General features: G+C 72.0%; 11 protein-coding genes and 1 tRNA gene. 3 read left to right on the top strand and 9 right to left on the bottom strand.

Annotation, left to right across the window (positions count from 1 at the left end; translation table 11 throughout):
* Positions 1-6: 6 nt before the first annotated feature.
* Complete coding sequence (locus tag ACF08F_RS23410; RefSeq protein ID WP_392300478.1) at positions 7-810, bottom strand: exodeoxyribonuclease III; 804 nt, start codon at positions 808-810, stop codon at positions 7-9.
* Between the two features lie 50 nt (positions 811-860).
* On the opposite strand from ACF08F_RS23410, the gene ACF08F_RS23405 reads away from it, so the two are divergent.
* Positions 861-1340 carry a GNAT family N-acetyltransferase gene (locus ACF08F_RS23405; RefSeq protein WP_392300477.1) on the top strand — a complete coding sequence of 160 codons (480 nt, stop codon included), beginning with the start codon at positions 861-863 and terminating at the stop codon, positions 1338-1340.
* 207 nt (positions 1341-1547) lie between these two features.
* Here the strand turns inward: ACF08F_RS23405 and ACF08F_RS23400 are convergent.
* Positions 1548-1621: transfer RNA gene (locus ACF08F_RS23400), tRNA-Ala, on the bottom strand.
* 272 nt (positions 1622-1893) lie between these two features.
* Here ACF08F_RS23400 and ACF08F_RS23395 point away from each other — a divergent pair.
* On the top strand, positions 1894-2904 hold the full coding sequence (locus tag ACF08F_RS23395) for a quinone oxidoreductase family protein (protein ID WP_392300476.1): 1011 nt from the start codon (positions 1894-1896) through the stop codon (positions 2902-2904).
* Positions 2905-3122: 218 nt separating this feature from the next.
* On the opposite strand, the gene glpR is transcribed toward ACF08F_RS23395, so the two are convergent.
* The 6 genes from glpR to galU form a co-directional block, all read right to left on the bottom strand.
* Positions 3123-4172: a gephyrin-like molybdotransferase receptor GlpR gene (gene glpR, locus ACF08F_RS23390; protein WP_392300475.1), complete on the bottom strand. Its 1050-nt coding sequence runs from the start codon at positions 4170-4172 to the stop codon at positions 3123-3125.
* 137 nt (positions 4173-4309) lie between these two features.
* Positions 4310-4921, bottom strand: coding sequence for a GNAT family N-acetyltransferase (locus tag ACF08F_RS23385; protein ID WP_392300474.1), 612 nt, complete (start codon positions 4919-4921; stop codon positions 4310-4312).
* Complete coding sequence (locus tag ACF08F_RS23380) at positions 4918-5502, bottom strand: molybdenum cofactor biosynthesis protein B (protein WP_392300473.1); 585 nt, start codon at positions 5500-5502, stop codon at positions 4918-4920. The genes ACF08F_RS23385 and ACF08F_RS23380 overlap by 4 nt, the downstream gene beginning before the upstream one ends.
* Entirely contained in the window at positions 5499-5984 is a 486-nt protein-coding gene (gene moaC / locus ACF08F_RS23375; protein WP_055642986.1) for a cyclic pyranopterin monophosphate synthase MoaC, read from the bottom strand. Before moaC ends, ACF08F_RS23380 begins: the two co-directional genes overlap by 4 nt.
* Before the next feature lie 58 nt (positions 5985-6042).
* On the bottom strand, positions 6043-7509 hold the full coding sequence (glp, locus tag ACF08F_RS23370; RefSeq protein WP_392300472.1) for a gephyrin-like molybdotransferase Glp: 1467 nt from the start codon (positions 7507-7509) through the stop codon (positions 6043-6045).
* A 4-nt stretch (positions 7510-7513) separates the two neighbouring features.
* Complete coding sequence (gene galU, locus ACF08F_RS23365; protein WP_392300471.1) at positions 7514-8425, bottom strand: UTP--glucose-1-phosphate uridylyltransferase GalU; 912 nt, start codon at positions 8423-8425, stop codon at positions 7514-7516.
* A 103-nt stretch (positions 8426-8528) separates the two neighbouring features.
* On the opposite strand from galU, the gene ACF08F_RS23360 reads away from it, so the two are divergent.
* Entirely contained in the window at positions 8529-9143 is a 615-nt protein-coding gene (locus ACF08F_RS23360) for a 5-formyltetrahydrofolate cyclo-ligase (protein WP_392300470.1), read from the top strand.
* 8 nt (positions 9144-9151) lie between these two features.
* On the opposite strand, the gene ACF08F_RS23355 is transcribed toward ACF08F_RS23360, so the two are convergent.
* On the bottom strand, positions 9152-11920 hold the full coding sequence (locus ACF08F_RS23355; protein WP_392300469.1) for a penicillin acylase family protein: 2769 nt from the start codon (positions 11918-11920) through the stop codon (positions 9152-9154).
* Positions 11921-11991: the final 71 nt, after the last annotated feature.

Below are 11991 nucleotides of genomic sequence, written 5' to 3'. Positions count from 1 at the left end.
GCGCCCCTACAGTTCGTAGACGGCCGTCACGGGGGCGTGGTCGCTCCAGCGCTCCTCGTGGGTGGCGGCGCGCTCGACGTAGGCCTTGACGGCCTTGGCAGCGAGGCCGGGGGTGGCGATCTGGTAGTCGATGCGCCAGCCGCTGTCGTTGTCGAAGGCGCGGCCGCGGTAGGACCACCAGGAGTAGGGCCCCTCCTGCTCGGGGTGGAGGGCCCGCACGACGTCCACGTACCCGCCCTCGCCCTCGTCGAGCACCCTCCCGAGCCACTCCCGCTCCTCGGGCAGGAAGCCGGCGTTCTTCTTGTTGGCCTTCCAGTTCTTGAGGTCGGCCTCGCGGTGGGCGATGTTCCAGTCGCCGCAGACGACGACCTCGCGGCCGTCGGCGGCGGCCCGCTCCTTGAGCTCCTTGAGGTACGGCAGGAACGCGTCCATGAACCGGTACTTCTCGTCCTGGCGCTCGGTGCCGACCTCGCCGGAGGGCAGGTAGAGGCTGGCGACGGTCACGCCGGGCAGGTCCGCCTCGACGTACCGCCCGCTGTCGTCGAACTCGCTCACCCCGAAGCCGACGCGGACGGCGTCGGGCTCGCGGCGGGTGTAGAGGGAGACCCCGGCGCGGCCCTTGGCGGCGGCGGGCGCGTGGGCGGTGAACCAGCCCTCGGGCGCCCGGACCTCGGCGGGCAGCTGCGCCTCCTCGGCACGCACCTCCTGGAGGCACACGGCGTCGGCGGAGGTGCCGGCCAGCCACTCGACGAAGCCCTTCTTGGCGGCGGCGCGGAGACCATTGACATTGACGGACGTGACAGTGAGCATCCCGGGAGAATACCGACACCCTCACTCCGCATACATGTACGATCGAGCGCATGAACATCCAGCCCACGCCCTTCGACCACCCCGACGCCGTCAAGCTCAACGACGCGGTGCAGCTCGAATACGCCGCCCGCTACGGCGACGAGGGCGATGTCACACCGCTGGACGCCGCGATGTTCGTCCCGCCGCTCGGCCTGTACCTCCTCGCCTACGACACGGCGGGCCGCCCGGTCGCCACGGGCGGCTGGCGCACCCAGGACGAGAACGACGAGGGCTACGCGGACGGCGACGCCGAACTGAAGCGCATGTTCGTGGTCCCCGAGGCCCGCGGCCTGGGCCTGGCCCGCCGCGTCCTCGCCCTCCTGGAGGCCGACGCCCGCACGGCCGGCCGCACCCGCATGGTCCTGGAGACGGGCACGGCCCAGCCGGAGGCCATAGCCCTCTACGCCTCCAGCGGCTACGAACCCTGCACCAAGTTCGGCCACTACCGCGACTACCCCAACAGCCGCTGCTTCGCGAAGGCCCTCGTCTGAACCCTCACGGCCGGGTGAACCCTCACGGCCGGGCCAGGATCGCCCGCCGGATGTTCGGGCAGCGGATCAGCCCGTCCTGGGCCGTGGGGGGATTTGCCCACTCGGCCGACCAGCTACGCCCCACCGAGGTCGCGGCAGGCAGGTGCCAGGCGCCACAAAGAAAGGATCCCGCCCGATCTTGCGATCGGACGGGATCCTCAGTGTCTGTGGACCTGTGGGGATTTGAACCCCAGACCCCCTCGATGCGAACGAGGTGCGCTACCAGACTGCGCCACAGGCCCTTGCGACGTGTGAAACATTAGCATCCCTTCCGGCTCACGCAAAAATCCGTTCCGCCGCAGGTCACCGGGGGCCGTCGCGGGCCGATGCAGTCGCCATCGAGTTGCGGGGACCGTTGCCCCGCGTGTGACGACTCCGGCCGACACCTCGACGGCGGCGGCCCCGTTCGTCAGGCAGCCGGCCGGGGAGTGGCGCCGGCGGGCTGGTCCGCTCACCGGGAATCGGATCGCCGTCAACGGGGTTGGCGGGGGGACGAGCCGTTATTGGAGGGGTCATGCGAGCGATTCAGGTGTACGAAGTGGGCGGTCCCGAGGTGCTGCGGGAGGCCGAGGTGGACCAGCCGCGGCCGGGTCCGGGCGAGGCGGTCGTGGAGGTCGCCGCATCCGGGGTCAACTTCCTCGACGTCTACCACCGCGAAGGCCGGTACAGCCTCCCGCTGCCCTTCACCCCGGGCTCTGAGGGCGCCGGCACGGTCGTCGAGGTCGGACCCGGCGTCGCCGACGTCGCAGTGGGGGACCGGGTCGGTTGGGTGGAGATTCCCGGCACGTATGCCGAGCGGGCCGTCGTGGACTCCTCCCGGCTGGTGCCCCTGCCCGACGACATCGACTTCGAGACAGCCGCCGCCGTGCTCCTCCAGGGCATGACCGCGCACTATCTCGTCAAGGACGCCTACCCGGTTCAGGGGGGCGACACGGTGCTCGTGCACGCGGCTGCTGGCGGCATGGGGCTGCTTCTGACCCAGCTCATCACCCATCTCGGCGGCAGGGTGATCGGCACGACGTCGACCACGGCGAAGGCCGAGCTGGCGAAGCGCGCCGGGGCCGCCGAGGTGATCCTTTCCTCCGCAGTCGACGATCTCGCAGCCGAGGTGCGGCGGCTCAGCGGCGGTCAGGGACTGCCGGTCGTCTTCGACGGCGTCGGCGCGCACACCTTCGATGCGAGCCTCGCCAGCCTGCGAACCCGCGGCCATCTCGTGCTCTTCGGCGCGGCAAGTGGAGCCGTGCCGCCGTTCGATCCGATTCGGCTCGCCCACGGCGGTTCGCTGACCCTGATCCGGCCCAGCCTCGGGGACTTCATCGCCGATCGGTCCGAACTGCTCCGACGGGCCACCGATGTGTTCGAGTGGGTGCGCTCCAAGGCGCTTGAGATCACCGTGACGGGCCGCTACGCGTTGTCCGAGGCCGCCCGGGCCCACAGCGATCTGGAGGCTCGGCGTACCACCGGCAAGCTGCTCGTCGTACCCGACGCAGCCGCTGTCGGACGCCACGAGGAGACGCAGCGCTGATCGCGGGCGACGAGGTCGGGGATCTTCGCGGGGCCACTTCTGGGAGACGGTCCGGCCAGGTGACTCGCACGAAGATCCCGCCCGATCAGTAGATCGGACGGGATCTCGTCGACTGTCCCGAGCCAAGTCGAGACCAGCCGGTGCCGAGCAGCGTTCCCGGGGGACTCACGCGGTGCTGCGCAAGGCGACGGCATAGGCCGTCGCAGCCCCCGGCGGGGTCACTCGTTGGCCGCCCGGGGGCGGTCGTCCTCCGCGTACTGGTCGAAGAGGGGCGTGCGGCCGTCGTCGCGGCCGCGGCGGGGCGGGGTGGCACGGCGGCGGGGGGCCGGGGACGGCGCCGGGGCGGGATCGGCGGCCGTGGAGGAGCGGGCCGCGCTCCAGGTCTCCGGGTCCGTGATGTCGACGCCGCTCGACGCGCGCGGGGCGACCGGCGCCGTCACGTACGTGGGCAGCGGGACCGGGACCGGCTCCCAGCTGTCGCCGCGGGCCGGGCCGCGCTCGCGCTGCTGGTCCACCCACTCCGCGTGGTCCGTCTGCTCGACCAGGGCGCGGCGGCCCGCCTCCTGCGGGGACACGGACGGGCTCGCGACGGGGGCCTGGCCGGCCTCCGGCTCGGGCGTCGGGGCCGGACGCCGGCTCTCGCGCAGCCGGGCGGCCGCCGCTTCCGCGCGGCGCCGGTCCATCACGTACACGAAGCGGCGTCGTTCCTGGACCCGCAGGTGCACGATGTACGCGCTCAGGAGCAGCGCCGGGACCGCGGGCGCCCAGAGGAAGGCGACGCCGCCGACGGCCGCGACGACCGCGCCGAGCGTGAAGCCGGCGAAGAGGAGCGTCGTGGTGCGCCGGCGCCGGGCGAGGACCTTGCCCCGGCGGGCCCGCTCGGCCGCCGCACCGCCCGCGGCGGGGCGGGCCGGCGCGGGGGCGGGTTCCGGTGCGGGTTCCGGCTCGGGCTCGGGGAGTTCGAGGCGCGCCTCGGTTCTGGCCGCGGGCGCGGAAAAGGCCCGGACGTCGACCGAGCTCAGATGCTCGGTCGCCGCGTCCGGGTCCACGTCGGGCGTCGGTCCCTCCGCCGTACGGTCCCGCTCCCTGAGCTCCTTGGCGTACCGGCGCTCCATTCCCGCCCGTCCGGACAGCAGCCGGATGGCGGTGCTGAAGCGTTCCGTCGGACGGGCTTCGTTCAGCTCGTCCTGCCTGCGGAGCCACATCGGCACCAAGTAGGCGGCCCAGGCCCCGACGATGACTGCGTAGATGAGGCCGCTGCTGCTCACGCCTCACACGGTAGAGGGGTTCGCGGGAGGGCATCGGCCAATTGGCCCGGTGTGTCGCACGATCTGGCTGATATCACTGAACTTTTTTGTGATTGTTCAGATCGTTTGTGTGCCAACTCCCGAATAAATTCGAACACTTATTTCATTCTTGCCTGCCGCCATCGCCGCAGCAATCCCTCCGGCACCTCCTCCACCGTCAGTGCGAAGACCAGATGGTCCCGCCACGCGCCGTCGATGTGGAGATAGCGGGGCCGCAGCCCCTCCTCGCGGAAGCCGAGCTTCTCGACGACCCGGCGCGAAGGGCCGTTCTCCGGACGGATGCAGACCTCCATCCGGTGCAGCCCGACCGTGCGGAAGCAGTGGTCGACGGCGAGCGCGACCGCCGTCGGCATCACCCCGCGCCCGGCCACCTCGCTGTCCACCCAGTAGCCCACGTGCCCGGAGCACATCGACCCCCAGGTGATCCCGGCCACGGTCAGCTGCCCGACGAGCCGCCCCCGGTACTCGATGACGAACGGCAGCATCCGGCCCGCCTTCGCCTCCGACCGCAGATGGCGGACCATCTGACGGTACGTCGGCCGCTGCGCGACCGGACCGCTCGGCGCCGGGGGCGGAACCGTCGCCTCCCAGGGCCGCAGCCACTCGCGGTTGCGCCGGTTCACCTCCCGCCAGGCCGCCTGGTCGCTCATCTTTATCGGGCGGAGGACGACGTCCCCGTCCACGAGGACCACGGGCCAGGACGGGATCATGAGGTTCTCGGGTGGTCGCCGCCGCGGATCTGGTCGACGGCGTGCCGCAGCAGCGGCTCCAGGACGGCCAGACCGTCCTTCACCCCGCCCGGAGACCCCGGCAGGTTCACGATCAGCGTGCCGCCCGCGACGCCGGCGAGACCGCGCGAGAGCGCCGCCGTCGGCACCTTCTCCCGGCCGAACGCCCGGATCGCCTCCGGGATGCCCGGGATCTCGCGGTCCAGGACCTTGCGGGTGACCTCGGGGGTCTCGTCGGTGGGCGAGATGCCCGTGCCGCCGGTGGTGACGATCACGTCGTACCCGGCGGCGACCCCGGCGCGCAGCGCCGCCTCGACGGGCGCCCCGTCCGGGACGACCTGCGGGCCGTCCACCGTGAAGCCCATCGCGGTGAGGCCCGCGGCGATCAGCGGGCCGCCCTTGTCCTCGTAGACCCCGGCGGACGCCCGGTTGGAGGCGGTGACGACGAGCGCCGCGTACGGGGCGGGCAGAGCGCCGCCGATGCCGTCGCCGAGGACGGCCGGGGGCGGCTCGTTCCCCGGCGTCCGCCCGTGGCCCCCGGCCGCCCGGCCGCCGCCCGTCACGAGCCGCTCCGCGTCCAGTGGCCCGACTTGCCGCCCGTCTTCTCCTCCACCCGTACGTCGGAGATGACCGCGCCCTTGTCGACCGCCTTGATCATGTCGACGACCGTCAGGGCCGCCACCGAGACCGCCGTCAGGGCCTCCATCTCGACGCCCGTGCGGTCCGTGGTCTTCACGGTCGCCAGGATCTCGACCGCCTCGTCCGTGACCGCCAGGTCCAGGGTGACGCCCGAGACCGCGAGCGGATGGCAGAGCGGGATCAGGTCGGGGGTCTTCTTCGCCCCCATGATCCCGGCGATCCGGGCCGTCGCGAGCGCGTCACCCTTCGGCACGCCCTCGCCGCGCAGCAGCTCGATCACGCGCGGCGAGACGAGGACCCGCCCGCTGGCCCGCGCGGTGCGGGCCGTGACGTCCTTCGCGGAGACGTCGACCATGCGGGCCGCACCCGCCTCGTCGATGTGGGTGAGACCTTGCTGCGTGCTCATGGCCGTGACACTCCCGGTCGCTGTATGGGGACGACACCGTACCCCCACCCTCGCCCCCTCAGCCGAGGAGGACCACTTCCAGCTCGCTGCCCGGCTCGGCGCCGGCCGCCTCCTCCGGGACCACCAGCAGGCAGTCCGCGTGCGCGAGGGCCGCGACGAGGTGCGAGCCGGCACCGCCCACGGGAGTGACGGTGCCCGCCTCCGGGTCGTACGTGCCGCGGAGGAACTGGCGGCGGCCGGCCGGGGACGACAGCGCCTTGTCGGCGACGAGGACCGCCCGGACCGTCGGCCGGTGCAGGTCCTTCACGCCCATCAGGGCGCGGATCGCGGGCCGCACGAACAGCTCGAAGGAGACGTACGAGGACACGGGGTTGCCCGGCAGCGCCAGCAGGGGGATCTGCTCCTCGCCGATCGCGCCGAAGCCCTGCGGCTTGCCCGGCTGCATCGCCAGCTTCCGGAAGTCGACCTGCCCGTCCGCGGTCAGCGCCTCCTTCACCACGTCGTACGCGCCGACGCTCACCCCGCCCGTCGTCACGATCAGGTCCGCCCGGATGAGCTGGTCCTCGATCGTGGCCCGCAGCGTCTCGGCGTCGTCGGTGACGGCCCCCACCCGGTAGGCGAGGGCGCCCGCGTCCCGCGCGGCGGCGGCCAGCGCGAAGCTGTTGGAGTCGTGGATCTGGCCCTCGCCCAGCGGCTCACCGGGCTGGACCAGCTCGCTGCCGGTGGAGATGACGACCACCCGGGGGCGGGGGCGGACCCGCACCGTGCCCCGGCCGATCGCGGCGAGCAGCCCGATCTGCGGCGGCCCCAGGACCGTGCCCGCCGCGAGGGCGAGCTCCCCGGCCCGTACGTCGCTGCCGCGCGCGCGGACGTGCGCACCGGCCTCGGCCGCGCGGTGCACCCGCACCTCGCCGCCCGCGCCCTCCGGGGCGGCGCTCGCGGCGCGCATGCCGGTGGCCGCGCCCCCGCCCGTACCGCCGTCGGTCCACTCGACGGGGACGACGGCCTCGGCGCCGGGCGGCAGCGGGGCGCCCGTCATGATCCGGGCGGCCTGCCCGGGCCCGACGGTCGGGAGCCCGCCGTCACCGGCGGCGACGTCCCCGATGACCGTGAGGACGGCGGGGAACTCCTCGGTGGCACCGGCGACATCGGCGACCCGCACCGCGTACCCGTCCATGGAGCTGTTGTCGAAGGGCGGCAGCGCGATCGGAACCGTCACGTCCTCGACGAGGACGCAGCCCTGCGCGTCGAGCAGTTGGAGCTCGATGGGTTCGAGCGGGCCGACCGTCGCGAGGATGTCGGCGAGGTGCTCGTCCACCGACCACAGGCCGCGGGCCGGCCCCGCGCAGGGGTCCGCCGGGCCGTGCCCGGAGCCGTGCCCGTGGCCGAGGTCCGCGCCGTGACCGCCGTCGGAGCCGTCACCGTGCCCGTGCTCAGGGCCGTGACCGTGCTCGTCGCCGTGGCCGTGCTCGTCGCCCTGCTCGTCGTGCTCTTCGGACGGCGACGGTGCCGCGCTGCTGCTCAAGGTCCTACATCTCCTCGCTGACATACCTCCGGAGCCAGGCCCGGAAGTCCGGTCCCAGATCTTCACGCTCGCACGCGAGTCTGACAATGGCACGCAGATAGTCACCGCGGTCACCGGTGTCATAGCGGCGGCCCTTGAACACGACACCGTGCACCGGCCCGCCGATCTTCTCGTCGGCGGCGAGCTTCTGCAGGGCGTCCGTCAGCTGGATCTCCCCGCCCCGGCCCGGCTCGGTCTCCCGGAGCATCCCGAAGACGGCCGGATCCAGCACGTACCGGCCGATGATCGCGTAGTTGCTCGGAGCTTCCGCCGGCTCCGGCTTCTCGACGAGGTCGGTGACCCGCACGACGTCCGCGTCGCCGGTCGCCTCGACGGCCGCGCAGCCGTACAGGTGGATCTGCGAGGGCTCGACCTCCATCAGCGCGATGACGCTGCCGCCCTCGCGCTCCTGGACCTCCACCATCCGCGCGAGCAGCGGGTCGCGCGGGTCGATCAGGTCGTCGCCGAGGAGCACCGCGAAGGGCTGGTCGCCCACGTGCGGGGCCGCGCACAGCACCGCGTGGCCGAGGCCGCGCGGGGCGCCCTGGCGCACGTAGTGCATGGTGGCGAGGTCGCTGGACTCCTGGACCTTGGAGAGACGCTCCTCGTCTCCCTTCCGGATCAGAGCTTCCTCCAGCTCGTAGTTCCGGTCGAAGTGGTCCTCAAGGGGACGCTTGTTGCGGCCGGTGATCATCAGAACGTCCGAGAGACCGGCGGCGACAGCCTCCTCGACGACGTACTGGATCGCCGGTTTGTCGACGACCGGCAGCATCTCCTTCGGCGTCGCCTTGGTGGCCGGGAGGAAGCGGGTGCCGAGGCCCGCGGCCGGGATGACAGCCTTGCTGATCCGGCCGAGCCTGGGGAGCGACTGATTCATGGGTGCACCTTAGTCGTTCGGAATGAGAGAAAGATGTGGGTTCGATTAACTTCATGCACATAAAGACACTTACGAGACTTTCGTGAATTCCGATGAGGTACCCATGGCATCCGAGACATCCGAGTCGTCCGAAAAGACCCTGCTGCGCAGTCGACTTCTGGCCGCCCGCGCCGCCCTGAGCGCCGAGTCCCGCGCGGACGCCGCCGAGTCCCTCGCCCGCCACGGGGTGGAACTGGCCGAGCTCGCCGGGGCGTCCACCGTCGCCGCCTACGTCTCCGTGGGCCGCGAGCCGGGCACGCGCGCGCTGCTCGACGCCCTCCACGCGCGCGGGGTGCGGGTCCTGCTCCCCGTGCTCCTGCCCGACAACGACCTGGACTGGGCCTCGTACGAAGGTCCGGAGCATCCGGAGCGGCTCGCGAAGGCCGGCCGCGGCCTCCTCGAACCGGTCGGCCCCCGCCTCGGCCCCGAGGCCGTCTGCGCCGCCGACGCCGTCCTGCTGCCGGGCCTCGCGGTCGACGGGCGCGGGATGCGGCTCGGGCGGGGCGGTGGCTCGTACGACCGCGTCCTCGCCCGGCTCGCGCGGGCGGGCAAGGACCCCGCCCTCGTGGTGCTCCTGTACGCGGACGAGGTGGTCGCCCGGGTCCCGGAGGAACCGCACGACCACCCCGTGCACGCCGTGGTGACCCCGGCCGGGGTCACCCGCTTCCGTACCGTCTGATCCGGGGATCAGGGCCGGAGGACCAGCGTCTCCTTCGCCGCCGCGTCGACCGCCGCCTTGCCGTAGGCCCAGTCGTACAGCTCGCCCTTCGCCCAGGTGTCCGTCTGGTCGGTGTAGTTCGAGTGGAAGGCGTGGCCGGAGGCGCCGGTCAGGTTGACCCACCGGGACTTGTCCCAGTCGCCGACGTTGACCACCATCCGCATCGACGGCACCCAGATGACCTCGTAGCCGCCGGCCGCGTTCCAGCCGGTCGCGTCGACCGCCGCCTCGCCGCCGCCCAGGTTCCACGGGCCGCGGTTGAGGAGCTGCTGCACGGCGCCCGGACCGGCGGTGCCGAGGGTCTGGTTCTTCAGGGTCAGCTGGTGCAGCCGGCCCCAGCTCCAGGTGGAGATGTCCTTGCCGAGCTTGGCCGTCAGCTCCCAGCGGGCGTCCTTCATGGCCCGGGCGAGCAGCTGGTCACGGGTCTCGGTGGCCGGGTCCGTGCGGTTGCCCGGGGTCGTCCACCACTCGCTCTTCTCCTGCTTGAGGAGCGGGCGGACCACCTCGTACCAGCGGTCGCCGCCGTCCGGCTGCGCCGAGTCGGGGTCGCGCTCGCCGCACTCGCGGACGAGCTTGTTCTGCTCGTCGACCGGGCCGGTGGCCTCGGCCGGGAGCACGTTGATGCAGTCGCCCTCGGCGCGCAGCTCCTTGGGCAGCTTGTCGCCGAAGGCGAGCTTGAGGACGTTGCGCCAGACCGCGTTGAAGTAGGCGGCGGCTGCCGAGTCGGGCTCCTGGGTGTAGTCCCAGCCCTCCAGCAGCTTCTGCGCCTCGCGGACGTACGGGTCGGAGATGTCGACCTTCAGCAGCAGCGGGTTGAGCAGCGTCGCGATCTCGCTGCGGTTGTCCGTCTGCATGGTCCGCATGTCGTCCGGCGAGATCTTGCCGCCGTCCTTGGTCTTCGACTCGATGAGGTCGTTGATCCGCTGGCTGCGCGAGCCGTAGCCCCAGTCCTTGGTGAGCAGGTCGGGGTAGGTCTTCTGGTCGATCACGGCCTGGTTGGCGGTGACAATGTAGCCGCGCGCCGGGTCGAACTCGTACGGCAGCTTCTCGAAGGGGATGTAGCCCTTCCACCGGTACGTGGAGTCCCAGCCCGGCGCCGGGAGGGTGCCGTCACCCTTGGTGCGCTGCGGGATCTTGCCGGGGGACTGGTAGCCGATGTGGCCCTCGGTGTCGGCGTAGATCAGGTTCTGGGACGGGACCTCGAAGTTCTTGGCCGCGGCCCGGAAGGTGGTGAAGTCCTTGGCGCGGTCGAGCGCGAAGATCGCGTCCATCGACTTGCCGGGCTGGAGCGCCGTCCACTGGAGGGAGACGCCGTAGCCGGTGCCGCGGTCGGGGGCGGCGTTGCCGACGGGGGCCTTCTGGCCGACGGTCTCCAGCTCGGAGGAGCGGTCGGAGACGAGCGGGCCGCGCTCGGTGGAGCGGACCGTGATCTTCCGGTCCTCGCCGCCGGCGACCTTGATGACCTCTTCGCGGGTCGTGAACGGCTTGACCTTGCCGTCGACGAGGTAGCCGTCCGGGCCGATCTTCTCCAGGTAGAGGTCGGTGACGTCGGCGCCGAGGTTGGTGAGACCCCAGGCAATCTTGTCGTTGTGGCCGATGATCACGCCGGGCATGCCGGAGAAGGTGTAGCCGGAGACGTCGTAGCGGCAGGTCGCGGAGACCGAGCGGCAGTGCAGACCCATCTGGTACCAGAGGGACGGCAGCTGCGGCGAGAGGTGCGGGTCGTTGGCCAGGAGCGGCTTGCCCGAGGTCGTCTTCTCGCCGGCGACGACCCAGGAGTTCGAGCCGATGCCGTTGCCGTTGGGGCCGAGGAGCGCCGGGATGCCGTCGAGGACCTCGGAGAGCGCGCCGAGCTGGGCGTCCGCTCCGCTGCCGCCGGAGGAACCGGAACCGGAACCGCCGGGGCCGTTGCCCGGGGTCTCGCCGGTCGTGGTCCCGTCGCCCTCGCCGGCCTCGGCCGCCGGGTCGAACTTCCCGGTGGTCTCGTCGACGGCGCCCTTGTCGAGGATCGGCTGGTGGAGCTTGTACGGGTACTCCGGGTAGAGCTGCTTGATCTGGCTCGCGCCCATCCGGCTCGTCATCAGCGAGCGGTCGATCTCGTCCTGCATGTTGCCGCGCAGGTCCCAGGCCATGGCCTTGAGCCAGGCCACCGAGTCGACCGGGGTCCACGGCTCGATCGCGTAGTCGTTGGTGAAGGACAGGGCCGCGTACTCGACGGAGACGTCCTTCGGGGCCCGGTCCTTCAGGTAGGCGTTGACGCCCTCCGAGTAGGCCTTGAGGTACTTCTTCGTCTCGGCCGACAGGACGGTGTCGTACTCCTGCTGCGCGACCCGGCGCCAGCCGAGCGTGCGCAGGAAGGAGTCCGTCTCGATCTGGCTCTCGCCGAACATCTCGGAGAGGCGGCCCGCGGTCACGTGCCGGCGGACGTCCATCTCGTAGAAGCGGTCCTGCGCCTGGACGTAGCCCTGGGCGCGGAAGAGGTCCGTCTCGTTGTCCGCGTAGATCTGCGGGACGCCGTTCGCGTCCCGCTTGACCTCGACGTCGGCGGAGAGGCTGTCGAGCCGGATCTCGCCGGTGGTCTGCGGGAACGAGGCCCGGACGGTGCTGACACCCCAGTACCCGCCGAATCCGATGCCCGCGACCAGTGCGAGGACCAGGACGAGGAGGAGCAGACGGGCGCGCCGCCCTTTCTTCTTGGCGGTCTTCTTGCCGGGAGGCGCGGTCGTGTTGGAGGGCATCGCTGTCCTTCGAGGGGCAGGGTGGTCCTGGAGTACGGGTGCAACCTTAGGCGCAGCGTCCGGAGGGCCCG

The organism is Streptomyces sp. NPDC015130 (assembly GCF_043080005.1).
In the GTDB taxonomy this organism is placed as follows: domain Bacteria; phylum Actinomycetota; class Actinomycetes; order Streptomycetales; family Streptomycetaceae; genus Streptomyces.
This window is presented reverse-complemented; position numbering and strand designations above follow the sequence as displayed.